Genomic DNA, 25951 nt, shown 5'->3' with positions numbered 1-25951 from the left:
GCATCGGGCCGGTCGTACCGGCGACCCTGCCGGCCCGGATGTCACCTCCCACTTCTCCCACCGAACCCCACTTCCCGGATTACCTTCGCGGAAACCTACTACAGCCCGCAAATCGTGCATGCCTAAGGAATCCATAAGGTTATGAGCGAACCTGTTCGAGTGCATTCCGTCGGCGATCAATAACCAACGGTGACAAACCGCCGCCATCTTCACTAATCATGCACATATGGACATTTATCCGTATGCAAGTGGCATATCGCAACTCTATGGTTCTCCTGTCAGCAAGAAGCCGGCAGCACCAACTGCCCAATCGAGTGGAGGGGAAGACCATGCGCAGCAACGAATGGTACTGATACTGTCGTCTACCGATGACGAGCAGTAGTTCTGCGGGCCACGCAGCGCAACAAGATCAGGAACGGGTGTGACCCGCACGGTTCGACGCGACAACGAGACCGATCGGCAGCTGGTGCTGCTCGTCGGTCTCGTCGCCGTTTGTGCGGTAGCCGTCGGTGTCGCGTCGCTCTACCTCGTCGCCGGGTCGCTGGTCACCACCCCCGACGAATTGGCGCTCGTCGCCGCCTTGGTCTTCCTCGCCGCAGTCGGGGTCACCGTCAAATGGCGCGTCCGGATCCGATCGACAGCCCACGCCATCGCTTGGAGCGAAGTCGCCATCCTGGTCGGACTCGCGGTGGCACCCGCCACCCTGGTGGTGCTCTGCACCGGCCTAGGTGTCGGCCTCGCGATGATCGTGCAACGGATCGCCCGGATAAAGGCGACCTTCGCCATCGCGAAGAACATGCTCGTCGCCTCCGCCGCTGGCGCCGTCCTGCACACGCTGAACTGGGATCCCGAGCTGGCGATCTACAGCGTGGCGTTCTTCGGGCCACTCGTCACCGCCTATGTCGTGGCGGTCGTGCTCGACGAGGTGCTCACCATCCCGGTCATCGCCCGCGACACCGGAACCGGGCTCTGTGCCATCTTCCGGCACAACCTCGGACTCAGGATCTCCAGCGCGGTGATCCGGTTCCCGCTGATCGTCGCCATCCTGCTGATCCTCAAGGCGGACCAGTGGCTGCTGGTGACGATCCCACCGGTGGTGCTCTGCATCCACCTGGCCTACGCCGGACATGCCAGGGCCCGCGACGACCAGCAGGCCTGGCAGCGGCTCGCCCGGGCCACCGACGCGCTCAACGTCGTCGATCTCGACGCCGTGCTGTCCATCGCGGTGGTACAGGCCGCCGACCTGTTCTCCACCGACCGGGTCGAGGTCGAACTCAACGAACCCGCCCGGCTGGTCCAGGGCAACAGCGACGGCGTGCAGTACGACGGCCCCACCGGCAGCGCACCCACCCCGCACATGCGGACCGTGATCGCCGTGCCGCTCGCCGGTCCGGGCAGCACCCTCAGCGTCGGCACCCTGCGGCTCTGCCTGACCGGCCCGGTCAAATTCTCCGACCGGGAGCACTACACGCTGCGTACCTTCGCGTCCGCACTGTGCACGGCGGTCCGCAACGCCTCGCTCTACCGGCAGCTGAACCAGGTCGCCGAACGGCACGCCCGGGAGGCCGCGCAGGACGAACTCACCGGGCTGGCGAACCGACGCCGGCTGATGGAGCACGGCTCCGAACTGCTCGGCCGACGGCGCACCAGCGGGATCACCGCGCTGCTCCTCGTCGACCTCAACCACTTCAAGGAGATCAACGACACACTCGGCCACGGCGCCGGCGACAAGGTGCTGATCCAGGTCGCCCGGCGACTGTCCGTGAACGTGCAGCCCGGTGGCCTGGTGGCCCGGCTCGGCGGCGACGAGTTCGCCGTACTGCTGACCACGCTGCCGGCTCCCGCGATCGCCGCGCACCGCGCGGACGCGCTACTCGCCGCGATCTGCGAACCGATGGAACTCGACGGCATGCGGATAAACGTCGAGGCCAGCGGCGGCATCGCCGTCGCACCGGGCAGCGGCGGAATGGCCGAACTGCTGCGCCGCGCCGACGTGGCGATGTACCAGGCGAAGCGATCCGGCGGCCGGACCGCCGTCTACGCCCGCAGCCGGGACACCGCCGACGTCGGCCGGCTGGCGCTCGGCGGGGACCTGCGTCGGGCGGTCGCCCAGCACGAGTTCAACGTCGACTTCCAACCGATCGTCGATCTCGGCACCGGGGAGGTGATCGCCGCCGAGGCGCTCGCCCGCTGGCAGCACCCCGACCGGGGACGTCTCGACCCGAAGCGCTTCCTGGAGACCGTCGAACGCTCCGGTCTGCTCCCCGCGTTCGCCGACGCGGTCCTGGAACAGTCCCTGATCGCCGCCGCCACCTGGCACGAAGCCGGCTTCGCGCTGCCGGTCGCGGTCAACCTGTCCCCGCGCAGCCTGCTCGACCGGCGGTTCCCCGGTGCCGTACTGGCCCGGTTGCAGGCCCACGACGTCCCGCCCGACCGGCTCATCCTGGAGCTGACCGAGACCCTCACCCTCAGCCAGCTCGAAGTGGTCGACCAGGTGCTCGGCCAACTCCGCGACGCCGGGGTACGGCTCGCCCTGGACGAGTTCGGCACCGGCTACTCGTCGCTGTCCATGCTGTCCCGGGTCCCGGTGCACGAGCTCAAGATCGCGCGGTCGTTCGTGATGAGCATGGAGGCCTCCTCCGAGGCGGTCGCCGTCATCCGGTCGACCGTCGACCTCGGCCGCAGCCTCGGCCTGTCCGTCGTCGCCGAGGGCGTGGAGAGCGAGCCACAGCGCCGCACGCTGTGGACGATCGGCTGCACCGCCGGTCAGGGACACCTGTTCGCCCGGCCGATGCCGGCCCACCGGCTGCTCACCGCGCTGCAGTGCGGATCCGGCGGCCGCCCCGGCAGCCTGGCCAGTCCACTGCACGACGAAGGCGCCGTGGTCCGGATCGACCAGACCCGCCGGGCCGGCCAACGGCACCGGAACGAGAAGGTACCGCACCTGCCAGCCTGACCGTTCTGTCAGACTTGCCGGCGTGACCGTCACGGCGGCCGGACCCGCAGCACACCAGCGCCGCCCGGCTGACCCGGCCCGGCGGTGGCGGGCCGTCGCCGCCCGCCGCTGGGCACAACTGGACCGGGGCGCCGACGGCCTCGTCGGCGACCTGACCCTCTATCTGCTCTCCGCAGTCTTCGCGGCGGCCACCGCGGTCGCCTCCACGCTCGCCCCGCACCGAGCCTGGGGAGCCGTCGCGGTCGTCGGGTACGCGGCCGCCGCCCTCGTCGTGGTCGGCCAACTCGTCGTCCGGCGCACCACGGCCCACCAGCGGCTGACCGGCGGCACCGCCCGCGCGTGGCTGACCGGAGTCACCTGGGCGGCGGTGGTCGCGGTGCCTCTGGTCCGGCAGGCCGAGCAGCGGGCCGATGGGCGCACCGACCGGGCCCAGGAAGAGGTAGTCGTGGTTGACGACGGCGGTGCCTCCCGGCTACTCGCCGACGGCAGCCCGTACCTGTCCGAACAACAGATCGCGGCGCTACCGGCGGACGAACGGCTGCTCGGCTACCTGCCGTACCAGCCCGGGATGGCGATCTTCGGGCTGCCCCGGGCGCTGGCCGGCACCGGTTGGTGGACCGACGCCCGGGTCTGGTTCGCCGTCGCCACCCTCGCCGCCCTGGCCGCTGCCCTCACCCTGGCGCGGCGCCGGGCCGGCCCAGCCGGCGATCGGGTACTCGTGCGCGCCGCTCAGCTCAGCACCGTACTGCCGATCGCCGCGCTGGCCATGAGCACCGGCGGCGACGACCTGCCGGTGTTGGCCCTCGCCCTGCTCGCCCTGGTGCTCTGCGCCGGCGGCCGGTACGCGGCCGCCGGGACGGCCATCGGCGCGGCCGCCGCGCTCAAGCTGTTCGCCTGGCCGATCCTGCTGGTGCTGCTCTGCCACGCCGCCACCCGTGGTCGACGGGCCGCGGGTCGGGTCGCGGCCGGCGGGATCACCCTGCCGCTGCTCGCCCTGCTGCCGGTGGCGGTGGTCGACCACGCCGCGCTGATCCACAACGTGCTGGGCTTCCCACTCGGTGCCGGCATGGTGGCCAGCCCGGCCGCCTCGCCGCTGCCCGGCATGCTGATCGCCACCTGGATGCCCGGCGGGCGGATCGTCGCTGGCGGGTTGCTGCTGCTCGCCGGGTTCGCCATCGCGGTACGGCTGGTCCGCCGGCCGCCACGGACCGCCGCCACGGCGGCGCTGATCTGCGGCCTCGGCCTGCTGGCCGCGACGCTGCTGCTGCCGTCGACCCGGTTCGGCTACCTGCTCTACCCGGTCGCCCTGTTCAGCTGGGTCCCCGTGCTCCGGGTCACCGAGGCGCAGGCGGTCGCGCCGGACCGCGACGAGCCAGTGCCGGTGTACCGGCCCGACCGGTGATGCCCCGAGGGTCGGCGGCACCGGCGGTCCTCGCCGTGGTAGCTGTCGGCGGCGCGGCCGGGGCGGCCGCCCGCTACGGCATCGCCGCCGGCTGGCCGGGCCCGGCCGAAGGTGGACTGCCCTGGCCGACCCTGGTCACCAACCTCGTCGGATGCGCGTTGATCGGTGTCCTGATGCGGTTGGTCACCGCCGTGCCACGGCCGAACCGGCTGCTCCGGCCGTTCCTCGGTGCCGGCGTACTCGGCGGCTTCACCACCTTCTCGGTCCAGACCCTGGAGGTCGCCGACCTGCTCGCCGCCGGACGGCCCGGGCTGGCCGCAGGCTACGCGCTCGGCACCCTGGCGGGCGCGCTGGTCGCGGTCTGGCTCGGCGGCGCGGCGGCCCGGCCGCTCGCCGACCGGATCGCGCGGCGGGTCCGGTGACCCGCCCCGACCATCCGGGAGGTACGGGATGAGTCTGCTCCTGGTGATGTGCGGCGGGGCGGTCGGCGCGCTGGTTCGCTACCTCACCGACCGGGTCGTGGTGGGGCTCGGTCGGCCCAGCTTCTGGGGCACCTTCCTGGTCAACCTGGCCGGGGCCGCGCTGATCGGCCTGCTCGCCGGTGCCGGACTGGCCGGTGCCGGCTGGCTGGCCCGGCTGCTCGCCACCGGCCTCTGCGGCGCGCTGACCACGTACTCGACGTTCGCCTACGAGGTGGTCCAGTTGGCCGGCGGCTCCACACGCGATCGCTGGACGGCCGCCGGCTACGCCACCGGCACCTTGCTGGCCGGATTCGCCGCGCTGCTGGTCGGCCGCCTGGCCGGCGACGTCCTGGCAGGGTGACCGCGACCGTCGGTGTGGAATCCGCCCGACCGCGCGGCGGACGGACGGGAAACGGCGTACACCTTGAGGACATGGAGATGGGATACCGGGACCGCCACGACGCCGGGGAGCAGTTGGCCGGGCAGTTGGCGCAGCTGCGGGGGCGACCGGACGTCGTCGTCCTCGGACTGTTGCGGGGCGGGGCGCCGGTTGCGGCGGTGGTCGCCGACCAGCTCGACGTGGCGTACGACGTGCTGGTCATCCGCAAACTCGGCCTGCCGTCGGCGTCCGAGGTCGCCTTCGGCGCGATCGGGCCGGGCGGAGTGCGGGTGCTGAACCGGGAGATCGCCGACCAGCTCGACCCGGGACAGATCACCCAGATCACCACCGAGGAGACCACCGAGTTGCGCCGCCGCGAGCGGCTGTTCCGGGGCGACCGGCCGCCGCTGGACCTACGCGGCCGGACCGCCGTCCTGGTCGACGACGGGCTGGCCACCGGTGCGTCGGCCCGGGCGGCGGTCGCGGTGAGTCGAAGCCTCGGTGCGGACCGAGTGGTGCTGGCGGTGCCGGTCGGCTCGGCCGAGGCGATCGCCACGCTCCAAGACGTGGTCGACGAGGTCGTCTGCCCGCTGCGGCCAGCGGACTTCCGCGCCGTCGGCCGTTACTACCAGGATTTCCACCAGGTGTCCGACGACGAGGTCGCCGCGTTGCCAGTCGGCAGGTGAGGATCGGAGCCGGTACCGTCGAGTCATGCAGATGAACTGTCCCAAGTGTCACGGCGCCATGCGGCAGTACGAGCGCAGTGGGATCACCGTCGACCAGTGCACCGAGTGTCGCGGCATTTTCCTGGACCGGGGCGAGCTGGAGCGACTGCTGGACGCTGAGGCAGCCTGGAACGGTGGTGCCGGCGGCCAGCAGCCGGGTCAACCGCCCCGCCCGGCACCAAGTCCGGCCGGCGGATATCCGCCGCCTCCGCCGCCCCAGCCGACGCACCACCAGCCCGGCTACCCGCCGCCGGCCCCGGCGGCCTACCCGCCGGCTCCCGCCTACGGGCACCACGGCTACCACGGGCACTACCGGCACAAGCGGCAGAAGAGCTTCCTCAACCAGCTCTTCGACTGAGCCTGTTCCCCCGGCGGTCCGGAACTCTGCGCTGGTCCGGGCCGCCACCATGCCGGGAGCGGGGGGCCGTCCCGGCATGGTGGCTCAGATCGCCATGTCGACGAACCGGGAGAGGTGCAGCTGCGCGGCGACGGTCACCGTGTCGGTCGGCCCGTTACGGTGCTTGGCGACGATGAAGTCCGCCTCGCCCGCCCGAGGCGACTCCTTGTCGTAGTAGTCATCTCGGTGCAACAGGATCACCACGTCCGCGTCCTGTTCGATTGACCCCGATTCGCGCAAATCGGACAGTTGTGGCCGCTTGTCGGTACGCTGCTCAGGGCCACGGTTCAGCTGGCTGACCGCGATCACCGGGCACTCGACCTCCTTGGCCAGCAGCTTGAGCCCACGGGACAGGTCCGCGACCTCCTGCTGACGGCTCTCGGTGCGTTTCGGTGAGGTCATCAGCTGCAGGTAGTCGACGACGATCATTTTCAGGTCGTGCCGCTGCCGAAGCCGCCGCGCCTTGGCCCTGATCTCCATCAGGTTCATGTTGGGCGTGTCGTCGACGAAGAGCGGCGCCTCACTGATCTCGCCCATCCGCCGGGCCAGCTTCGTCCAGTCGTCGTCGGAGAGCTGGCCGGAGCGCAGGACATGCAACGGCACCTTCGCCTCGGCGGAGAGCAGCCGCATGACGATCTCCACCTTGCTCATCTCCAGCGAAAAGATCGCGCTGGCGTGGCCGGCCCGGATCGCCGCGTTGCGGGCGAAGTCCATCGACGCGGTCGAGTTGTGCGTCGGGATCATCGTCCGGCCGGCGAGATAAAGATGGTCAGGGTTGTCCACGGTGACGCAGCGCACCGGCACGCTTCGGACCGGTCGGACCGAGGTAACCCGTCGCCGCTGGTCGTCGTGGGTGTGGATGGTCACCGTATAGACGGTGGATGGCGAGGTCATCCGGCCCTGCACGGTGGCCGCCGACACCGTGCAGTGCAGACCGAGGCTGGCCACCAACTCGCGTACCGTCTCGACCATCAGACGCGAAGTGGTCCGGTACTCGTCCAGCCCGCCCGGGTTGCGGGTGCCGGCGGTGTCCAACAGACCGGTCAGCAGCGCCCGCCGCTGCCGCTCGGAACTCCGCAGGTACGCGTCCGGGATCCGCCGGTCGATTTGGCGGTGGTCGGCGGCCGGGTCACCACCGGCAAGATCGACCCCCAACTGGTACGGCGGCACCGGCAGGTCGTCGCGGTCGGGCAGCGCCAAGGCACGGCAGTTCGTGACGGTGACGTCGGGGTGCTCCGCCGGTGACCGGTCGAGCAGGTCCAGAATCTCTTCGGTGGTCAGTACCTGGGTGGACCGTGCAAATGCGGACTGGGCCGGTCGTGGCCCGGACCGGCCGGCCGGTGCCGGGGCGGCCGAGACCGGTGCCGGGGCGACAGCGGCAAGCGCTGCAGCGGCCGGTACCGGCACGGCAGGCCGGTGCGTCACCTGCCAGAGGTGGTCGCCGTCGGCGACAATGGCCGAGCCGTCGGAGAACTCGACCTGGTAGGACCGTCCGCCGAGCAGGACCGCAGAGGTGCCGACGACCGTGGTGGGTCGACCGGCGGCGTCGAGTAGTCGGTCACCGACCGCGACCTCACCCATGGTGGTCCAGCCGGTCGGGGTGGGCAGCGGGGTGTCCAGCGCCAGCGCCTTGCCGAGGCCGGGCCGGCCGGCGACGATGATCAACTGCCCGGGGTGCAGCCCGTTGAGCAACCGGTCCAGGTCGGTGAACCCGGTGGGCACCCCGGTCATCATGCCGGCCTGGGCACCGACCGCCTCGATCTCGTCGAGGGTCGGCTGCAGCATGTCGGCCAGGATCGCGAAGTCCTCGCTGACCCGCCGTTCCGTGACGTCGTAGACCGCCTGCTGAGCGAGGTCGACGACGTCGTCGATGTCCCGGCCGCCACCGGCGGCCGAGCCGTACCCGAGCTGCACGATCTTGGTGCCGGCCTCGACGATGCGGCGCAGCACCGCGCGCTCGGCGACGATCCTGGCGTAGTAGGAGGCATTGGCCGCGGTGGGCACGCTCGCGATCAGGGTGTGCAGGTACGGCGCGCCGCCGATCCGGCCGAGGTCACCCGAGTTGGCGAGCGCAGCGGAGACGGTGATCGCGTCCGCCGGCTCGCCTCGCCCGTACAGGTCCAGCACCGCGTCGAAGACCGTGGCGTGGATCGGGCGGTAGAAGTCGTGCGGCTTGAGGATCTCCACGACGTCGGCGATGGCGTCCTTGGAGAGCAGCATTCCGCCGAGGACGCACTGTTCGGCGGCGACGTCCTGGGGGGGCGTACGGTCGAAGGGCTCACCGCCGGTGGGTGGACCGGGTGGCTTGGCCGGCGGGCCGGGCGGGCCGGACGGGCGGGCCGGTGGCCGGGGCTCGGTCTGCAGGTCGTCCGTGATGGACATCCGGGCGCCCCCCCTTCACTACATCACTGCCGCGAGTCAACTGCGCGGGTACGACATCGTCTGCTCGTGCGTCGTCGACGACCTGCGGTCGGGCCCACCAGGGACCGGGCGACCGGGGGGCGTCGCATCGGCGTGGGAGGGCTCCGGGAAACGATACGGACTTGCGGCGGCAGGCCCAAACACGGCGGTGGATGAACCTCTGGACAAGCTGTGGACAGGATGGCGCAGGCTGTGCACAACCTTGTGCACAGCCTGTGGAAAACTCGCCGTAAACCCGGAGAGACACCTGCTGAGCTGGGACTATGCAATCCACAGCCGGTGGACAAAAATCTTCACCGGGCTGCCCACCGGGCTACCGGCTACTATCGGGCGGGAACTGATTCGCCGGCCCAGCCGATCACGGCTCGATAGCGAAGGGGCGAGGCTCCGGCGGTGGACTACCGGGACTGGGAGTACGGCGACCGCCCTCCACGCGAGCGGCGGTCGGCTGCCCGGTGGCCCGACGACACCGATGCCGACCCGGCACCACGCTCTCGTCGTTCGAGGCACTACGACCCCGCCGAGGATGACGAGGCGCCACGCGGCCGGCGCCGCTACGAGGACCAACGCGTCCGCTACGAGGACCAACGCGACGGTGCGCGGCACCAGGCCGACCGGAGCAGCCCGGCGACGGACCGGTGGGCGCTGCCCGCCGGCCCGACCCCGCCGGCAGGTGAGCCGGTGCACCGGGATCCGCCAGCTGGCCGGGCCGGGCGGCACCGCGACGAATCGTGGCAGATTCCCGAGCAGCCGGTACGGAGCCGCCGGTCCCGTGGCCGTCCGGCACTACCAGCGGCCGGTCCCGGGATGGACGCCCCCGACTGGGACCGGCCCCGGCGGACACCGGGCCGGCGCCGCGCGGCCGAGGACCCGATCTCCGGCAGCCCGATCTCCGGGAACCCGATCTCCGGCAGCCCGGTATCCGGTGATCCGACGGGCTGGCGGCGCGAACCGCCCGATAGCCGTTCCGGGCCGGTGTCGGGCGCCGGGCCGCTCGACCCGGACGGTCCAGCCACTGCGCCACCCGCGACCTGGTCGACCGCGCCGGCCCGGTGGTCGGCGCCGCCCGATGATCCAGCTGACCCCGGTGACCTGGAGGGGTACGGCGGCCGCAGTCGTCGGTCGTCCCGTCGTACCGGCCAGCCGTCCGACGCTGACCGTCCCGGTCGCCGACGGCGCGGCCGCGCCGACATCCGGCGTCGCCTCGACGACGATCACGCGGCGCAGTGGCTACGCGACGACGAGCCCGCCAGCGGGTGGTCCGGTGGATCGGACCACACCGGCGAGTGGTCGAGGCGTTCCGACCCCACCAGCGGATGGTCCAGCGCGACGGACCACACCAGCGAATGGTCCCGGGGGGCCGACTACACCAGCGAATGGTCCCGGGGCACCGAACGCGCCGGCGGGTGGCCACGGGAGGCGGACCAGGCCGGGCGATGGGACCGGCCGGCCCGTCGCGAGATCGAACCGCCCCGGCGGGAGTTCACCGACGAGACCGGCACCTGGCCGCGTACCGCGTCCTCGCCGCGGGCGATCGGCGCGGGCCCGGCACAGCCGCCCACCCGCCGGGCTGAGGAGCTGAGCCGCGGGGCGTACCGCCCGGAGCCGGTCGACAGCTGGCGCGAAATCGGCGACCAGACCGATCAGTGGCACCGGGGCGACGGCCCGGAGAGTTGGCCGGCCGGTAGCCGCACCGGGGCGCGCAAGAGACGCGCGGCCGAGGTCGGCGACGTCGACGACGTCCTTCCGCCGGTCGATCCGTGGCCGCAGGTCGAGCCGGGCCGGGAAGGCACCTTCTGGTCGGGGACCCGGCTGGCCGCAGACGACCCCAGGTGGGTGGAGACGCCGGCTTCGGCACCCCGGTCACCGATCGCCCTGCCGAGCGCGCCCCGCTCCCGGGTGCTGCCCGAGCAACGACCACGGCCGAGGTACGAGCCGCCGTCGCAGCGTCGGCTGACGTACCGGATCGACGATGAGCTGATCGACGCTGATCAGGGCGGCTATTTGTCCTCACTGCTGTACACGGCTGCCTGGTACGCCCTGCCGGTGGTGGCGTTTCTGATCTGGAGCCTCACCCTGGACGGCACCCCGGCGACCACCGACTGCGTGCTCGGGGTGGACGGCGACTGCCTCTCCGCTCGGGCGCAGGCGATCAACTCGCTGCTGGCCGCCGCGCCGGATTTCGCGTACGCGCTGATGATCTCGCTGGTCCTGGCGGTGTCGATCAGGTGGGTCAGCGGCACGTGGCGCGCATCGAGTGTCGGCCTGGCGTCGGCGGTGATCGGCGGCGGCATGTCGACCGTGCTCGCCAGCGCGATCACCGGCCAGCCGATCGGCTGACACCGGATCTACCGGGCGGGCCCCGGATCCCCGACTGTTCGCGCTGTTCGTCGCGGGTGCCGTGCTCCTAGGATCGACCGGTGTTCAGCCGCATCCGGAGGATCAACCTGACCGTTACCGGGCCGCCGCTCGCCGTACTGGTGACCGTACTGGTGACCGGTTGCGGCGCGGCCGGCGACGGCTCTGCGGTCGGCGACGGTCCGCCTGCCAGCGGGGCACAGCCCGGGACGTCGTCCGCTACCACCGCGCCGGCCACTGTCCCGCCGGATGGCACACCACCACCGTCCGGCGCGGCCGGGCTGGGCGCGGCCCCGGTGCCGTCGGAGGCTCCCGAGCGGACAACGGCGGCCGGACCGGCCGCCGGCAACCCCGACGGGCGAGCTCAGGTGCCGGCGCGGGCCCGCGCGGTGGACACCAGCCGGCCGACCCGCACGATCGGCGACGGTACGCCGACCAGTTGCACCTCCCAGGCGGTCGTCGCGGCGGTCGCGGCCGGCGGGATCATCACCTTCGCCTGCGGGCCGGAACCGGTGGTGATCACGATGGACCGGACAGCGAAGGTCCGCAACGCCGCCAGTCGGCAGGTGGTGCTGGACGGCGGCGGGCTGGTCACCCTCAGCGGCGGCGGGCAACGACGAATCCTGTACATGAACACCTGCGACGAGGCGCAGGGCTGGACGACCTCGCACTGCAACGATCAGGACCATCCGGAACTGGTCGTGCAGAACGTGACCTTCGCCGACGGCGATTCCACCGGTGAGCAGGTCGACGGTGGTGGCGGTGGCGCGATCTTCGTCCGGGGCGGCCAGTTCCGGGTGGTCAACTCCCGGTTCGTCGGCAACCGGTGCGAACCGACCGGCCCGGACCTCGGCGGCGCGGCGATCCGGGTGCTGGACCAGTGGCAGGACCAGCCGGTGTACGTGGTGCAGAGCACCTTCGGCGGGGCGCCCGGCGACGGCGGGGTGTGCGCCAACGGCGGGGCGTTGAGCAGCATCGGTGTCTCGTGGATCGTGCTGAACAGCGTACTGACGCACAACTCGGCGACCGGCAACGGTGCGAATCCGGCCAAGCCCGGCACCCCGGGCGGCGGTAGTGGCGGAGCGATCTACGCCGACGGCAATCGGTTCACCGTCTCGATCGCCGGCACCGTCATCGCCGACAATGAGGCGCGGGAAGGTGGCGGGGCCATCTTCTTCGTCAGCAACGACCGGTCCGGCACGCTCGAACTGACCGATTCGGTGCTGCACCGCAACACTAGTCACGGTTTCGCCACCGCCGGCTACCCGGGCATCTTCTACCTCGGGTCCGGGGATCCGGTCGTCGTCTCCAGCACCCTACGCTGACATGGTTCAGGGGCCACATCAGATGGTGTGGCCCCTGAACCGGATGTCTCGCTCGCTGTGCCGGCCGGAGCTACCTGGCCTGCAGCACGCTGAGGTCGAACTTGGCGGTGACGTCCGGGTGCAGCTTGATCTTCACCGGGTAGGTGCCGACCGACTTGATGTGGCCGGGCAGCTCCAGCCGCCGCCGGTCCAGCGCCGGACCACCGGCGGTACGGACGGCGTCGACGACCTCGGCCGGGGTGACCGAGCCGAACAGTCGACCGCCGTCGCCAGCCCGGGCGGTCAGGGTGACCTTCAGGCTCTCCAGCTGACCCTTGACCTCGTTGGCGTGCCCGAGGTCGCGGATCTCCCGGGCGGAGCGGGCCCGCTTGATCGAGGTGACCTGCTTCTCGGCGCCCTTGGTCCAGGAGATCGCGAACCCTTGGGGCAGCAGGTAGTTCCGGCCGTAGCCGTCCTTCACCTCGACGATGTCCCCGGGGGAACCGAGCCCAGACACCTCCTGCGTGAGGATGATCTTCATATCGGTGCCTCCGCTCAGCGGGCCGTGGTGGTGTACGGCAGGAGCGCCATCTCACGGGCGTTCTTGACCGCACGGGCGATCTGCCGCTGCTGCTGGGAGGTCACCCCGGTCACCCGGCGGGCGCGGATCTTGCCCCGGTCGGAGATGAACTTGCGCAGCAGCGCGGTGTCCTTGTAGTCGATGTAGGTGATCCCGTCCTTGTCGAGCGGGTTCACCTTCTTCTTCGGCTTGCGAAGTGCCGCAGCCTTGGCCATTGCTCGTGCTCCTGGTTTGCGATCGCGGGCGTTGGAAGCCATATCAGAATGGAGGTTCCTCGTCGAAGTTCCCGCCGCCCGAACGGGCGGACGAGGCGGCCGGCGCGGCCGGCGCGGCCGTGGCCCATGGGTCGTCGAAGCCGCCGCCCTGGTTGCCACCGCCACCGGAGCCGCCGAAGCCGCCGCCGCCGGAGCCGGATCGGGACATCTTCTGCACCTTCGCCGTGGCGTACCGCAGCGACGGGCCGATCTCGTCGACCTCCAACTCGATGACAGTCCGCTTCTCGCCCTCACGGGTCTCGTACGACCGCTGCCGTAGCCGACCCGAGACGATCACCCGGGCACCCCGCTGGAGCGACTCGGCGACGTGCTCCGCCGCCTGGCGCCACACCGTGCAGGACAGGAAGAGCGGCTCGCCGTCCTTCCACTCGCCGGAGGCTCGGTCCATGAACCGGGGGGTCGAGGCCACCCGGAACTTGGCAACCGCTGCTCCCGACGGGGTAAAGCGCAACTCAGGGTCATCGGTCAGGTTGCCGATGACCGTGATGGTGGTATCTCCTGCCATGACCATCTCCTCGCGCACTCGGTCGATGTCCTCGTCACCAGGCTGCCAGAGCCGTGTGACAGGACCGACGTGTGCTGTCGGGCGGACCGGTGGGACGCGGTCAGCGCGTCTCCGGCCGAATGACCTTGGTACGCAGCACCGACTCGTTGAGTCGCAGCTGGCGGTCCAGCTCGGCGACAGCATCCGGGGTGGCCTGCAGATCGATGACCGCGTAGATGCCTTCCGCCTTCTTGTTGATCTCGAAGGAGAGGCGACGGCGGCCCCAGACGTCGAGCTTTTCGACCGAGCCTCCGGCAGTGCGGATCACGTTGAGGTACGTGTCGAGCGAGGGCGCGACCGTGCGCTCCTCAAGGCTGGAGTCGAGGATGACCATGATCTCGTAATGACGCAAGACGTACTCACCTCCTGTGGGCTGACGGCCACGGTCCTTCCGTGGCAGGAGGTCCAGCGTCGTGACGCCGACGACCAGTCAGGCAACTGACGTCGGCGCAACCGGTCAAGAATAGCCGGCTGGGCGCATGAGCCGCGGGGCGCCCCCTGTCCGCATTCTTTGGGTGGGACCTGGGGAGGAACGACCACACCGACGAGGTTGGACGTGGGGCGCCCCGCGGAGCCTGTGCAGTTGTGCGCTGGTCAGGGCAGGTGTTTGAACTTCTGCCCGTGTTGCACAACTATAACCCTTATTGCCGCTACAGACACGCCAATCACGGCAATTAGTGCAAGGAGCGCTAATAGTCCGATTGGATGATCTTGTCCGGTCAGACCGGCGAGCCAGGAGGCCGCCACGCCGTCCGCGAGCGACAGTTCTATCGGCACGTCCTCTCCCAGCACGAACGGTGGCGCCGGTCCCAGCACGAAGACGTCGGTGCCGGCGCCGACCGGCGGAGACACCGGGCCGGTTCTCTACCCGGAGCAACGACCGCGGTCGGCGGCGGTGACGCGACCGGCTCGCCGGACGGCCGGCCCTCGCCGACAGGTACGGACCGGCTGTCGGTACGAACCGCCGGTGCCCGGATCGTCGGGCTTGCCACGTAGGCTCGGCCCCATGCGTATCGGAGCCCACGTCGACCCCAGCGACCCGCTCGCCGCAGCCGCCGACCGCCGGGCAGACGCGGTCCAGTTCTTTCTGTCCGACCCGCAGGGCTGGCAGGCCCCGCAGCCGCGCCCCGACGCGGATCGGCTGGCCAACTCGGACGTCGACCGGTATGTGCACGCTCCGTACGTGATCAACGTCGCCACCTCGAACAATCGGATCCGGATCCCGAGTCGCAAGCTCCTACTGAGCCACGCCACCGGCGCCCGTCAGGTGGGGGCGAAGGGTCTGATCGTGCACGGCGGCCACGTCAGCCGGGGCGACGACGCGGCGGTGGGTTTCGACAACTGGCGCAAGACCTTCGCCTATGCGCGGGACCAGGGCGGTTTTCCGGTGCCGGTGCTGATCGAGAACACCGCAGGCGGCGAGAACGCCTGCGCTCGACGGTTCGACGCGCTGGCCCGACTATGGGACACGATCGGCGAGTTCGGGCCGGGTTTCTGCCTCGACACCTGCCACGCCCACGCTGCAGGTGAGGACCTGCTTGGCATCGTCGACCGAGTCAAGGCGATCACCGGCCGGATCGACCTGATCCACGCCAACGGGTCCAAGGACGCCTTCGACAGCAGCCGGGACCGCCACGAGAACCTCCAGGCCGGCATGATCGACCCGGAACTGATCGTCGCCGTGATCCGATCCGCCGACGCGCCGGTCATCGTCGAGACTCCGGGTGGCACCGACGGCCAGGCGGCGGACATCGCCTTCCTGCGAGATCGGCTGGGGCAGCAGGATCGGGCCCGATGACCGGCAAGCGGGCAGCCGCCGACGGCGACCGGGCCAGCACGGCCGACCCGGTCCGCCCCGACCCGGCATCGATCAACGGCACCGAACAACAGCTCGACGAGACGACGGTGGGCCGGCCGGCGGCCGAGCCGGTCGCGACCGACGACCCGGCAGAGACCAAAACCGAGCCGACCGACGACCCGTTTACCGCGTTCGGTCCCGCGCCGAAAGGCCGGCCGGGTCGGCTGGTACGGGCCCGCCGGGCCGTCGTCCGGGTGCTGATCCACGAATGGAGCCTGGCCACCGTCGTGGCGCTCGTCGTCGCGGTGGCGATGACCTGGCCCACGCTGCGCTACCCGCTCTACACGATCCCGCAGGACACCTGGGATCCGACCTTGCAGGCCTGGCAGATGGCCTGGTCCGGGCACATCCTGCTGACCGACCCCACCCAGCTGTGGCAGGCGAACACCTTCTACCCGCAGTCGTGGAGCTTCGCCTTCTCCGACACCCTGCTCGGCTACGCGCCCGCCGGCATGATCGGCGACGGACCGGTGGCGGCGGTCCTGCGCTACAACATCATTTTCGTGCTGGCCCACGCGCTGGCTGCGCTCGGCGCGTACGCGCTGATCCGACAGCTCGGCACCGGGCGGACCGCGGCGGCCGTCGGTGCGGCCGGCTACGCGTACGCGCCGTGGTTACTGTCCCAGGCCGGGCACCTGCACATCGTCTCCAACGGCGGTATCCCGTTGGCGCTGGCCATGCTGGCCCGGGGGCACGGCTGGTCACTGCGGTACGGCTACCGACCGCAGCGGCGCAGTGTCACCTGGGCGTTGGCCGGCTGGCTGACCGCGGCATGGCAGGTCAGCCTCGGATTCGGTATCGGTCTGCCGTTCATCTATATCCTGGCGGTCATCTGCCTGGTCTCGCTGGCCATGTACCTGGTCCGGCGCACCTGGTTCTGGCCGCAGCGAAAGCCGTTCGGAGCCGTACTGCTGCTCACCGACCTGGCCGGCGGCGCGCTGTTCACCGCCGTCGGGGTGCTGCTGGCGATCCCGTACTTCCGGGTCGCCGAACTGCATCCGAACGCCGCCCGGACCATGGACGACCTGGCCGCGTACTCGCCGCCGCTGTCCGGGTTCTTCACCGCGCCGGCGGAGTCGCTGATCTGGGGCGACCGGCACGCCGACGCCCGCGCGGCACTGCCCTGGCATCCGGAGATGACCCTGCTGCCCGGCTTCGTGCTGTACGCGCTGGCGCTCGCCGGGCTGGTGCTGTCCATCTGGACGTGGCGGCAACGGTTGTTGCTGCTCGCCGGGGTACTGCTCACCGGGATCCTGGCGATGGGCAGCAGCTTCTTCGACGGCACCTACAGCTACGGTCTGCTCTTCGAGTACGTACCCGGCTGGGACGGGATCCGCACACCGGGCCGGATGATGCTGTGGACCACGCTGCTGCTGGCGATCCTCGCCGCCGGCGCGGTGGCGGCGTTCGTCCGCCGGGTGGACGACATCGCCCGGCAGCGGGTCACCGAACGGCCCGGTGCGCTGCTGCGGCTGGCCACCCTGCTGCCCCTGCTGCTGGTCCTGGTGGAGGGGTTGAACGTCACCCCGCATCCGGAGGTGCCCGAGCAGCCGCAGATCATGCGGGTCGACGACGGCCCGATCCTGGTGCTGCCCAGCAGCCAGAATCTCGACCAGCACGTGATGCTCTGGTCGACGACCCGGTTCCAGCCGGTGGTGAACGGCGGCAGCGGCTTCACCCCGGACCAGTTGGCCGAGGTACGGGAGATCACCCGGACGTTCCCCGACCAGTCCAGCATCGGGTACCTGCGGGAGCTGGGCGTACGCACCGTGGTGCTCCGGCGTGACCAGGTGCCCGGTACGCCGTGGCAGACCACCGTCGACCTACCGGTTGACGGGCTCGGCATCGACCGGGTCGACATCGGCGACACCGTCGTCTACCGACTGTGATCCTCCGGCTGCCGGCCGGGGTTCGCGTTCGTCGTTGAACCAGCGGCGGACCTCGGACACCCAGCCGGCGTCCGGCGCGCCGTCGAAGACGCCGCCGTCCGGGTCGTCGGAGTAGTTGCGGCGCACCACGTCCCGCTCCGGGTGGAGGATGTCGCGGATCACGAACACGCACAGCGCCACCACCGTGCCGAGCCGCAGCGTGGCGGCCAGCACGAAGACCCCTTCCGGAATGACCTGGCTGCCGGTCGCGGTGCCGAGCAACTGCCCGTAGAAGGCGAGGAAGTAGCCGACCTCGGCGGCCTGCCAGGCGAGGAAGGCACCCCAGCGCGGCCGGGCCAGCACGATCAGCGGCAACAGCCACAAGGTGAACTGCTGTGACCAGACCTTGCTGAAGATGAGGAACGCCGCGACCACCAGGAAGGCCAACGCGGCCAGCCGGGGCCGGCGCGGCGCGAGCACTCCCAACGCGCCGATGCCGAGGCAGGCAAGACCGAACAGGACGTACGACAGGGTGTTCAACGTCGGGATGTGGTCGCTGAGCCACTGGAACGGGCCCTGGTCGCCGGGCGTACCACCGGCCCACTTGCCGTCCAGGTAACGCCCGATGTACCAGAGCGTTCCCCAGTCGATCGGCCGTTCGGAGTTGAGTTCGAAGAACCGCCGCCACCCGTCGTGGGCGAAGAGGTAGACCGGCAGGTTGACCGCGACCAGGGTGCCGACCGCCGCGACGATCGCGGTGGCGGTGGCCCGGATCCGGGCCGACCGCAGGCCGAGGACGAGGATCGGTCCGAGCAGGAACAGCGGCCACATCTTGGCGGCGCCGCCGATGCCGAGCAGTACGCCGGCGAGCAGTGGGCGTTGCCGCACCCAGGCGAACAGGCCGAACATCGCGAACCCGATCGGCAGCATGTCCCAGTTGACGGTGGCGGTCAGCACCAGCGCGGGGGCGAGGGCGAACATCGCGGCGTCCCACGGCCGGCGGCGGCGCAGGGCGAGGATCGCCGCCACGGCGGCCACCCCCAGCGCGCAGAGCACCAGGGCGTTGGCGTTGTAGAACCACATCGCCTGGTTGAGCTCGGGCCGGTCCGCGCCGAGCGCGTGCACCGGCAGCCCGAGTACGCCCATGAAGTAGCCGGTCACCACCGGGTACTCGACGGGGTGGTCGACGTAGGGGACCTTGCCTTCGTTGAGCCCTTCGGCGTAGTAGAGGGCGAGCACGTCGGTGTAGCAGAACCGGGTGTACTGGACGTTGTCCTGCCAGGCACCGTCCATGCAGGGCGACTTCTGCACCCAGTGCGCGGCGAGACTGAGGCAGATCAGGGCGAGCACGATCCGGGCGGCGGTCCAGAACCGGCCGGGCCGACCGGCGGCACGGTCCTGCCCGGCGGCGTGCCGGCCCAGCGGGCCACCGATCGCCTCGGAGAGGCCGCGGACGAACCGGTCAGCGCGCGACGGGTGGTCGACGGGCGGCCGCTCGACCGTCTCGCCCTCGGCTGCGGTGGCCGGTCCAGGTTGCTCGGCCCGCTCAACTCCATCGATACCGTTCGGCGGCTGCACGCTCATGAACAGGCATCCTGCCGTACTCGACCGGCTTCCGTCTGCCCAGCACCGGCATGTCGAGTTCGCCTATGTACCGCGCCGGCCGGTGACCAGGTCAGTTGACCTGGTCACCGGCCGGCGCGGTAGTTGGCGATCTGCGTCCGTCGATCAGCGTGTCGGTGGCGGCAGCGTCGGCGGCACGGTGGTGCCGCCGGCACCACCGCCGAAGTCGAACCCGATACCGCCACCCTGGTCTTCACCGTCGTTGGGGTCGGGATCGTTGCCGGGAGTGCCGGTGGGGTCACCGGCACCGTCGTCCTGGTCGCCGTTGTTGCCACCGTTGTTGCCGTTGTTGTTGCCGTTGTTGTTCCCGCCGCCCGGGCAGAACAGGTCGCCCAGCGGACCGTCACAGATCCCGCCCTGTCCTGGCCGTTGCGGGTCCGGCGGCGGCGGGGCCGGGGACTTGCCGTTGCCGGCGTCGACGCTGCCGATCTCCCGGGCAGCCGGGAACTGTTCGACGTCCATCCCCTTGTGCGCCTCGTTCATGAAGCGCTGCCAGACGATGGCGGGTAGTCCGCTACCACCGATCTTGTTGTTGTTCTTGTCGCGGATCGCCTTGCGGTCTCCGACGTTGCCGACCCAGACAGCGGCGGCGATCTGCGGGGTGTACCCGACCATCCAGGCGTCGCCGTTCTCGCCGCTGGACTCGTTGAGCTCCCAGGTGCCGGTCTTGCCGGCGACCGGGCGCCCGCCGTTGAGGTCCTTGCCGATGTTGTCCGGGATCTGGGTCAGCACGTCGGTCAGGTCCGCCACCACCTCCTGCCGGATCCGCTGCTCCGGCTTGAGCTGCTCGCCACCGGCCGTCACCCATTCACCGCTGACCAGGTTCTTCTTCTCCACGGAGATCACGAAGTGGGCCTTGTTGTAGACCCCGCGGTTGGCCAGCGTCGCCACCCCGTTGGCGTGGTCGAGCACTGTCACCGGGTACTGCCCGTACCCGACCACGTTGAAGAACGGCGACGGAGCGACCTCCTTCGGGTCGGCCGTGGTCAGGTCGTACGGCTTGTTGTCGGCGGTGTTCCACATGGTGCCGACGCCGGCCGCCTTGGCCATGCCGACCACCTTGTCGGCGCCGATCTGCTCGGTGACGTGGTAGAAGGGCACGTTGTAGGACTGGACGGTGGAGAACTCCAGCGAGCACCACTCGCCACAGCTGGCGTTCCGGCCGGCGTTCTGCACCTCGATCTCGGTGCCCTCGACCTTGAACGGCTTGGCCGTCCAGTGCGAGTCGACCGAGATGTCGTTGTCCAGGGCGGCGGCCAACGTGTAGATCTTGAATGTCGAGCCGGGCGAGTGGCCGCCGGTCCACTGGCCGTTCTCGTAGTTGCGGCCGGCGTAGTCGTGCCCGGTGCCGTTGTCGCCGCCGAAGTAGGCGAGCACCCGGCCGGTCTCCGGATCGATCGCGACCATCGCCGCCATCAGGTTCTCCGGCTGGCCCTCCATGGCCGACCCCTTGGCCTTACGCCAGATCGCCTTCTCCGCGGCGTCCTGCATCTTCGGGTCAATCGTCGTGACCACCCGGTAACCGCCCTGCCGCAGCTCCTGCGAGCAGGTGTCCGGCGTGCAGATGCCCATCTGCACCATCTCGTCGCGGACGTAGTTGATGACGTTGCCCTCGGGGGTGTTGATCCCACAGTCGATGATGCAGCTGTTCGGGTCGACCTCCCGGATCTCCGGGTACTCGGTCGGGCGCTCGGCCTCGGGCAGCCAACCCATCTCGACCATGCCACCGATCACGTACTCCCAGCGCACCTTGGCCTCGGCCTCGTTGACCGCCGGGTCGTAGCCCTGGTGCCCGGTGGACGCGTCCGGCTCCGGCTGCTTGATCACCGCCGCGATCACCGCGCCCTCGGCGACCGACAGGTCGGCGACCGACTTGCCGAAGTACTGCTGTGCGGCGGCCTCGATGCCGTAGGCGCCGCGACCGAAGTAGATGGTGTTCAGGTAGAAGCCCATGATCTCGGACTTGTCGTACCGGTCGGTGAGCTTCGAGGCCAGCACCGCCTCGCGGACCTTCCGGGCGTAGGAGACCTCCTGCAGGTCCATCGCGTTACGGGCGTACTGCTGGGTGATCGTCGAGGCACCTTGCCGGGTGCCGCCGGTGAAGTTGTTCCAGGCCGCCCGGGCGATGCCGACGTAGTCGACGCCGGAGTGCTCGTAGAACTTGCGGTCCTCGGCGGAGGCCACCGCTCGCTGCACGTGCTCGGGGATCTGGTCGACGGTGACGAACACCCGGTTGAACTCGCCCAGCTTGGCGATCCGGGTGGTGCCGTCGCTGGCGTACATCGTGCTGGCCAGCGGCAGCGGCAGCTCCTCGGGCAGGGTGACCGTCGTCGAGTAGTAGGTGCCGCCGACGACCGCACCGCCGGTGAGCATGATCAGGACCGCGAACGACGCGATCAGCAGGTTGATCCGGCGACGCTGCTTGGCCCGTTTCGCTGCGGCGGGGTCGCCGCCGCGCCCGCCCCTGCCACGGCGTCCCGGCCCGGACGGGCCGTCGGGTCCGCCGGGACCACCCGGACCGCCGGGACCACCCGGACCGCCGGGACCACCCGGACCGCCACCGAACCCACCGGCCGGCGAGACCGGTCGTACGCTGGCCCGCCCGACGGTCGCCCGGCCGACGCCGGCGCGGCCAGCGGCACCACCGACCGGGGCGCCGCCGCTGACCGGGGCACGGCCACCGACCGGGGCCCGACCGGCTGGGCCGCTGCCGACCGAAGCGCTACCTACCGACGCGCTACCCACCGAGGCCCGTCCAGCGGAGGCACCGCTGACCGGAGCACGGCCACCGACCGAGGCCCGACCGGTGCCGGGGTTGACCGGTCCGCGGGAAGTCTCTCCGCCGTGCCAACCCGCTTCGGAGTCGCCCCGCGCGGAGTGGCCGCGGGCCGGCCCGGCGTCGTCCGCACCGGCCCAGTGGTAGTCATCCGGCTCGGATCCGTATCCGCCACCGCTGCCTGGACTGTAGGCACGCCCGTGGGCGGAGTTGGGGTCGCCGTACGAGTTCATGTGTCACACCCTGCCGGTTGCGGTGGTGCGCTCCAGCGCCACCACCGGTCTGCCGTGAGTTGGCCCACTACCGGTGCCGGAGCGACACCAGCAGCCGAAAGCCACTTCATCAGAAATATCGTGACTTGTCCGGTTAACCAGTAACGTTGCCCTGCCTACTCTCTGGTGCCTACGCAGCGACCGGGCAATCAGGTTCACCGTTGGGCCTCTCGCCTTCGTTTGGTCATCGATGGACGGCCGCCGCCGGAGACGGCGACCGCGCCGTCAGCCTCGCCGTCACCGCCGGCGACGCCCAGGCCGTCCCGGCCGAGAAGATACTGCTCCACCAGGTGGTTCCAGTTGCAGACGCGACACACCTCGACGACGTACACCTGGAACTCACGCAGCGTCATCGCCAGCAACGACAACTCGGCCCGGTTTCGGGCCTGTCCGGCGGACTGCTTCAGCTCATCGCCATAGATGTAGTGCACGTGGGTCAGGTTCTCGCGGTGACAGATCGGGCAGCTCTCGTCGGTCGGCTCGCCGTGGAACCGGGCAGCACTCTTCAGGTAAGGCGAGGCATCACAGACCTCGTGGCTGCTCACCCGGCCGGAGAACACCTCGCGCAGCACGGCTCGCCGCTGAAGCGAGTAGTCGACGACCTGACGCTGCGAACGCATGGCCACGAGCGTACGCGGTCCCCGCTGACCTTGGCGACCACGGTCACGATCAGTAGCCGACCGTACGCAAGGAACCATTTGCCCGGTGTCTGGTTTCCGTCTACCGTGTCGATGTATCGGCTCGATACATCGGGCCGACGAAGCCGGGCATACCACGAGGTAGGAGGGGCAGCGTGCTCGAACTCGCCATCCTCGGCCTGCTTCAGGAGTCCCCTATGCACGGCTACGAGCTCCGCAAGGAACTCGCCGCCAAGCTCGGGGCGATCCGTGCCGCGATCAGCTACGGCTCGCTGTACCCGACCCTGCGCAGGCTGCAGGCCAACGGCCTGATCGCCGAAGCCGACGACTCGACGGCCGCCGACGCGGAGATCCCGGCGCTGACCAGCCGCCGCGGCAGGGTCGTCTACACCATCACCGCCGAAGGCAAGGAACGGTTCGCCGACCTGATCGCCCAGACCGGCCCGGAGACCTACGAGGACACCGGGTTCGGCGTGCACTTCGCCTTCTTCTCCCGGACCGACCGGGCCACCCGGCTGCGGATCCTGGAGGGGCGGCGGCGCAAGATCGAGGAGCGCCGGGAAGGGCTCCGCGAGGTGCTCGGCCGAGCCGCGGAGCGGCTCGACGCGTACACCCTCGAACTCCAACGGCACGGACTCGACGCCTGCGAACGCGAGGTCCGGTGGCTGGAGGAGCTGATCGCCAGCGAACGGTCCGGCCGGGCCCCACGCACCGGCCACCCCGATCCCATGAAGTTCGAACCCGCAGAGAACGATCCGCCCCCGCCTGGACAGACCAGGGAGGCTCCGCCCGGACAGCCCGGAGACGAGCCGGAGCGGCCGTGAAGAACAAGAAGGAGGCAAACGCGATGGGCTCCGTCCGCGTCGCCATCGTCGGTGTCGGAAACTGCGCCTCGTCCCTGGTCCAGGGCGTGGAGTACTACCGCAACGCCGACCCCAACGACCGCGTCCCGGGTCTCATGCACGTCACCTTCGGCGACTACCACGTCTCGGACGTGGAGTTCGTCGCGGCGTTCGACGTGGACGCCAAGAAGGTCGGCATGGACCTCGCGGAGGCGATCAACGCCAGCGAGAACAACACCATAACCTTCTGCGACGTACCGCCCACCGGGGTGCTGGTGCAGCGTGGCCCCACCCTCGACGGTGTCGGCGAGTACTACCAGGAGGTCATCCAGGAATCCGACCAGCAGCCGGTCGACATCGCCCAGGCGCTGCGCGACGCGCGCGCCGAGGTGGTCGTCTGCTACCTGCCGGTCGGCTCCGAGCAGGCCGCCCGGCACTACGCGCAGGCCGCCATCGACGCCGGTTGCGCCTTCGTCAACGCCCTGCCGGTGTTCATCGCCTCGGACCCGACATGGGCGCAGAAGTTCACCGACGCCGGGCTGCCGATCGTCGGCGACGACATCAAGAGCCAGGTCGGCGCGACCATCGTGCACCGGGCACTCGCCAAGCTGTTCGAGGACCGTGGTGTCGAGCTGCTGCGCACGTACCAGCTGAACTTCGGCGGAAACATGGACTTCATGAACATGCTGGAGCGCACTCGGCTGGTCTCCAAGAAGATCTCGAAGACCCAGTCGGTGACCTCCCAGGTGCCGCACGAGATGGCCAAGAGCGATGTGCACATCGGGCCGTCCGACCACGTGCCGTGGCTCGACGACCGCAAGTGGGCGTACATCCGGCTGGAGGGCCGCTCGTTCGGCGACACGCCGCTGAACGCCGAGCTCAAGCTTGAGGTCTGGGACTCGCCCAACTCCGCCGGGGTGATCATCGACGCGCTGCGCGCCGCGAAGATCGCCCTCGACCGGGGCGTCGGCGGGCCGGTCCTGTCGGCCTCGTCCTACTTCATGAAGTCGCCGCCGGAGCAGTACGCCGACCACGACGCCCGCCAGGCCGTCGAGGACTTCATCGTCAACAAGATCGAACGCTGATCCCGGCCGCGCGCCGGCCGCTCGGCACCTCGCGTCTTCGGGCGGTCCCGCTGAAGCGGGGCCGCCCGCGCCGCGCTCAGGTCCATGCCTGCCGCAGCGCCACCGCCGCCTCCAGCTCCAGCAGGTGCCGTTTGCGGGGCAGCCCGCCGCCGAAGCCGACCAGCTTGCCGCCGGCTCCGACGATCCGGTGGCAGGGCACGATCACCGGGATCGGATTGCGGTTGCAGGCCACCCCGACCGCCCGCGCCGCCTGCGGGTCGCCGACCGCTGCGGCGACCGCACCATAGGTCTCGGTCTGTCCGTACGGAATGTCGGTCATCCGCCGCCACACGGCCCGCTCGAACTCCGTGCCCCGCCGCACCGACAGCGGCACGGTGAACCCGGTGGACGCACCGGCGAAGTAGCCGCGCAGCTGGTCGAGCGCCGCGCACAGCACCGGGTCCGTCGGCACGGTGTCGACCACCTCGTCGGTACGCCCGAACAGCACCCGGCACACGCCGACGTCGTCGACCGCCACCGACAGCTCACCGATCGGTGAGTCCAGCACCGCCCATCGCATCCGCCGATTGTCCGCCCGTCGGCTGTCGGGCCGGGTCACCGGGTGCGATCGGCAACCGCAGCCGACATGAACAGGGCCACCTCGTCGGCGTACGGCGGCGGGTAGCGGGTGGTGTCGATACCGGTCAGGGTGAAGCCGAGCCGGCGGTACGCGCGTACCGCCGCGACGTTGACGTTCTGGGTCTCCAACCAGATCTCCCGGGCGGCGTTCTCCCGGGCGGTGACCTGTGCGATGCCGATCAGCTCCCGGGCCGCCCCGCGCCGACGGTACGCCGGGGCCACGTGCAGCTCGTTGACCACCTGCCGGCCGTTCCACCGCTGGTAGGTGGTCGCCATGAAACCGGCCGGCTGGTCGTCGGCGATCGCGAGCGCGTACAGGTCCCACGGCCGACCGCCCTCGGTGACTCCCTCGGTCAGGTCGTACCGCTTGCGCACCGGCGGCGACACCGGCACCTCCCGCAGCGTGAAACCGTCGGTACCGCCCACGACCTGGAGGACGGCGGTGGCGGTGAAGCCGGTGTCGAGCCGGCGGAGCAGGTCGATCTCGAAGTTTCCGAGTACGGTCCTGATCCGGATCTCCACCGGTGCATGGTCGCACGTGCAGCTTCCGCCCCGGCAGGCTCAACTCG

At 70.5% G+C, this 25951-nt stretch carries 23 protein-coding genes; 12 read left to right on the top strand and 11 right to left on the bottom strand.

What is annotated here, in order from left to right:
• The first annotated feature begins 421 nt into the window (after positions 1–421).
• The 6 genes from EDC02_RS36655 (at position 422) to EDC02_RS36630 (ending at position 6281) form a co-directional block, all read left to right on the top strand.
• A complete protein-coding gene (locus tag EDC02_RS36655; protein WP_123606678.1) occupies positions 422–2956 on the top strand; it encodes a bifunctional diguanylate cyclase/phosphodiesterase in 2535 nt (844 codons plus the stop codon).
• Between the two features lie 118 nt (positions 2957–3074).
• Positions 3075–4358 carry a glycosyltransferase 87 family protein gene (locus tag EDC02_RS36650; protein ID WP_233606733.1) on the top strand — a complete coding sequence of 428 codons (1284 nt, stop codon included), beginning with the start codon at positions 3075–3077 and terminating at the stop codon, positions 4356–4358.
• Positions 4358–4780 (top strand): CrcB family protein, encoded by a 423-nt coding sequence (locus tag EDC02_RS36645; RefSeq protein WP_123606676.1) that lies wholly within the window; start codon positions 4358–4360, stop codon positions 4778–4780. Before EDC02_RS36650 ends, EDC02_RS36645 begins: the two co-directional genes overlap by 1 nt.
• Positions 4781–4808: 28 nt before the next feature.
• Positions 4809–5180, top strand: a complete 372-nt coding sequence (locus EDC02_RS36640; protein ID WP_123606675.1) for a CrcB family protein — start codon at positions 4809–4811, stop codon at positions 5178–5180.
• Between the two features lie 71 nt (positions 5181–5251).
• The gene (locus EDC02_RS36635; protein WP_123607437.1) at positions 5252–5884 is read left to right on the top strand and encodes a phosphoribosyltransferase; all 633 of its coding nucleotides are present in this window, start codon (positions 5252–5254) and stop codon (positions 5882–5884) included.
• 25 nt (positions 5885–5909) lie between these two features.
• Positions 5910–6281, top strand: a complete 372-nt coding sequence (locus tag EDC02_RS36630; protein ID WP_123606674.1) for a zf-TFIIB domain-containing protein — start codon at positions 5910–5912, stop codon at positions 6279–6281.
• Positions 6282–6365: 84 nt separating this feature from the next.
• On the opposite strand, the gene dnaB is transcribed toward EDC02_RS36630, so the two are convergent.
• A complete protein-coding gene (gene dnaB / locus EDC02_RS36625; RefSeq protein WP_123606673.1) occupies positions 6366–8702 on the bottom strand; it encodes a replicative DNA helicase in 2337 nt (778 codons plus the stop codon).
• A 432-nt stretch (positions 8703–9134) separates the two neighbouring features.
• Between dnaB and EDC02_RS36620 the strand changes: the two genes are divergently transcribed.
• A complete protein-coding gene (locus EDC02_RS36620) occupies positions 9135–11081 on the top strand; it encodes a hypothetical protein (RefSeq protein ID WP_123606672.1) in 1947 nt (648 codons plus the stop codon).
• A 152-nt stretch (positions 11082–11233) separates the two neighbouring features.
• A complete protein-coding gene (locus EDC02_RS36615) occupies positions 11234–12424 on the top strand; it encodes a hypothetical protein (protein ID WP_199758121.1) in 1191 nt (396 codons plus the stop codon).
• Between the two features lie 70 nt (positions 12425–12494).
• Here the strand turns inward: EDC02_RS36615 and rplI are convergent, their stop codons facing one another.
• The 5 genes from rplI to EDC02_RS39950 form a co-directional block, all read right to left on the bottom strand.
• On the bottom strand, positions 12495–12944 hold the full coding sequence (gene rplI, locus EDC02_RS36610; protein WP_123606671.1) for a 50S ribosomal protein L9: 450 nt from the start codon (positions 12942–12944) through the stop codon (positions 12495–12497).
• A gap of 14 nt (positions 12945–12958) precedes the next feature.
• Complete coding sequence (gene rpsR / locus EDC02_RS36605; protein WP_091551811.1) at positions 12959–13198, bottom strand: 30S ribosomal protein S18; 240 nt, start codon at positions 13196–13198, stop codon at positions 12959–12961.
• Between the two features lie 43 nt (positions 13199–13241).
• Positions 13242–13781 carry a single-stranded DNA-binding protein gene (locus EDC02_RS36600; protein WP_199758049.1) on the bottom strand — a complete coding sequence of 180 codons (540 nt, stop codon included), beginning with the start codon at positions 13779–13781 and terminating at the stop codon, positions 13242–13244.
• Between the two features lie 82 nt (positions 13782–13863).
• Positions 13864–14154, bottom strand: coding sequence for a 30S ribosomal protein S6 (gene rpsF / locus EDC02_RS36595; protein ID WP_123606670.1), 291 nt, complete (start codon positions 14152–14154; stop codon positions 13864–13866).
• Between the two features lie 242 nt (positions 14155–14396).
• Positions 14397–14654 carry a hypothetical protein gene (locus EDC02_RS39950; protein WP_148083777.1) on the bottom strand — a complete coding sequence of 86 codons (258 nt, stop codon included), beginning with the start codon at positions 14652–14654 and terminating at the stop codon, positions 14397–14399.
• 154 nt (positions 14655–14808) lie between these two features.
• On the opposite strand from EDC02_RS39950, the gene EDC02_RS36585 reads away from it, so the two are divergent.
• Together EDC02_RS36585 and EDC02_RS36580 are read left to right on the top strand one after the other, a co-directional pair.
• The gene (locus tag EDC02_RS36585) at positions 14809–15600 is read left to right on the top strand and encodes a deoxyribonuclease IV (RefSeq protein WP_123606668.1); all 792 of its coding nucleotides are present in this window, start codon (positions 14809–14811) and stop codon (positions 15598–15600) included.
• Positions 15597–17549: a hypothetical protein gene (locus EDC02_RS36580; protein WP_123606667.1), complete on the top strand. Its 1953-nt coding sequence runs from the start codon at positions 15597–15599 to the stop codon at positions 17547–17549. The genes EDC02_RS36585 and EDC02_RS36580 overlap by 4 nt, the downstream gene beginning before the upstream one ends.
• Here EDC02_RS36580 and EDC02_RS36575 read toward each other — a convergent pair.
• The 3 genes from EDC02_RS36575 to EDC02_RS36565 all read right to left on the bottom strand — a co-directional run bounded on the left by EDC02_RS36575 (position 17484) and on the right by EDC02_RS36565 (position 22819).
• Positions 17484–19112: a glycosyltransferase family 87 protein gene (locus tag EDC02_RS36575; protein ID WP_123606666.1), complete on the bottom strand. Its 1629-nt coding sequence runs from the start codon at positions 19110–19112 to the stop codon at positions 17484–17486. The genes EDC02_RS36580 and EDC02_RS36575 overlap by 66 nt on opposite strands.
• Positions 19113–19256: 144 nt before the next feature.
• Positions 19257–22160 (bottom strand): transglycosylase domain-containing protein, encoded by a 2904-nt coding sequence (locus EDC02_RS36570; RefSeq protein WP_123606665.1) that lies wholly within the window; start codon positions 22158–22160, stop codon positions 19257–19259.
• 194 nt (positions 22161–22354) lie between these two features.
• Positions 22355–22819, bottom strand: coding sequence for a DUF5318 domain-containing protein (locus EDC02_RS36565; protein WP_123607434.1), 465 nt, complete (start codon positions 22817–22819; stop codon positions 22355–22357).
• 173 nt (positions 22820–22992) lie between these two features.
• Here EDC02_RS36565 and EDC02_RS36560 point away from each other — a divergent pair, with 173 nt between their 5' ends.
• Positions 22993–23661, top strand: a complete 669-nt coding sequence (locus EDC02_RS36560) for a PadR family transcriptional regulator (protein WP_123606664.1) — start codon at positions 22993–22995, stop codon at positions 23659–23661.
• A gap of 23 nt (positions 23662–23684) precedes the next feature.
• Entirely contained in the window at positions 23685–24764 is a 1080-nt protein-coding gene (locus EDC02_RS36555) for an inositol-3-phosphate synthase (protein WP_123607432.1), read from the top strand.
• A 76-nt stretch (positions 24765–24840) separates the two neighbouring features.
• Here EDC02_RS36555 and EDC02_RS36550 read toward each other — a convergent pair whose 3' ends face one another.
• Together EDC02_RS36550 and EDC02_RS36545 are read right to left on the bottom strand one after the other, a co-directional pair.
• Entirely contained in the window at positions 24841–25323 is a 483-nt protein-coding gene (locus tag EDC02_RS36550; RefSeq protein WP_123607433.1) for a methylated-DNA--[protein]-cysteine S-methyltransferase, read from the bottom strand.
• A gap of 35 nt (positions 25324–25358) precedes the next feature.
• The gene (locus tag EDC02_RS36545; protein ID WP_123606663.1) at positions 25359–25904 is read right to left on the bottom strand and encodes an N-acetyltransferase; all 546 of its coding nucleotides are present in this window, start codon (positions 25902–25904) and stop codon (positions 25359–25361) included.
• Positions 25905–25951: the final 47 nt, after the last annotated feature.

It is taken from the genome of Micromonospora sp. Llam0 (assembly GCF_003751085.1).
Taxonomy (GTDB): domain Bacteria; phylum Actinomycetota; class Actinomycetes; order Mycobacteriales; family Micromonosporaceae; genus Micromonospora_E.
Note: the sequence above shows the minus strand (reverse complement) of the source record. Positions and strands in the feature narration are given on the sequence as shown.

Coding starts and splice junctions, on each gene's coding strand:
- EDC02_RS36585 (WP_123606668.1), top strand. CDS start 14,809: ATGCGTATCGGAGCCCACGTCGACCCCAGCGACCCGCTCGCCGCAGCC.
- rpsR (WP_091551811.1), bottom strand. CDS start 13,198: ATGGCCAAGGCTGCGGCACTTCGCAAGCCGAAGAAGAAGGTGAACCCG.
- EDC02_RS36580 (WP_123606667.1), top strand. CDS start 15,597: ATGACCGGCAAGCGGGCAGCCGCCGACGGCGACCGGGCCAGCACGGCC.
- EDC02_RS36550 (WP_123607433.1), bottom strand. CDS start 25,323: ATGCGATGGGCGGTGCTGGACTCACCGATCGGTGAGCTGTCGGTGGCG.
- EDC02_RS36645 (WP_123606676.1), top strand. CDS start 4,358: ATGCCCCGAGGGTCGGCGGCACCGGCGGTCCTCGCCGTGGTAGCTGTC.
- dnaB (WP_123606673.1), bottom strand. CDS start 8,702: ATGTCCATCACGGACGACCTGCAGACCGAGCCCCGGCCACCGGCCCGC.
- EDC02_RS36565 (WP_123607434.1), bottom strand. CDS start 22,819: ATGCGTTCGCAGCGTCAGGTCGTCGACTACTCGCTTCAGCGGCGAGCC.
- EDC02_RS36555 (WP_123607432.1), top strand. CDS start 23,685: ATGGGCTCCGTCCGCGTCGCCATCGTCGGTGTCGGAAACTGCGCCTCG.
- EDC02_RS36570 (WP_123606665.1), bottom strand. CDS start 22,160: ATGAACTCGTACGGCGACCCCAACTCCGCCCACGGGCGTGCCTACAGT.
- EDC02_RS36635 (WP_123607437.1), top strand. CDS start 5,252: ATGGAGATGGGATACCGGGACCGCCACGACGCCGGGGAGCAGTTGGCC.
- EDC02_RS36575 (WP_123606666.1), bottom strand. CDS start 19,112: ATGAGCGTGCAGCCGCCGAACGGTATCGATGGAGTTGAGCGGGCCGAG.
- EDC02_RS36630 (WP_123606674.1), top strand. CDS start 5,910: ATGCAGATGAACTGTCCCAAGTGTCACGGCGCCATGCGGCAGTACGAG.
- rplI (WP_123606671.1), bottom strand. CDS start 12,944: ATGAAGATCATCCTCACGCAGGAGGTGTCTGGGCTCGGTTCCCCCGGG.
- EDC02_RS36640 (WP_123606675.1), top strand. CDS start 4,809: ATGAGTCTGCTCCTGGTGATGTGCGGCGGGGCGGTCGGCGCGCTGGTT.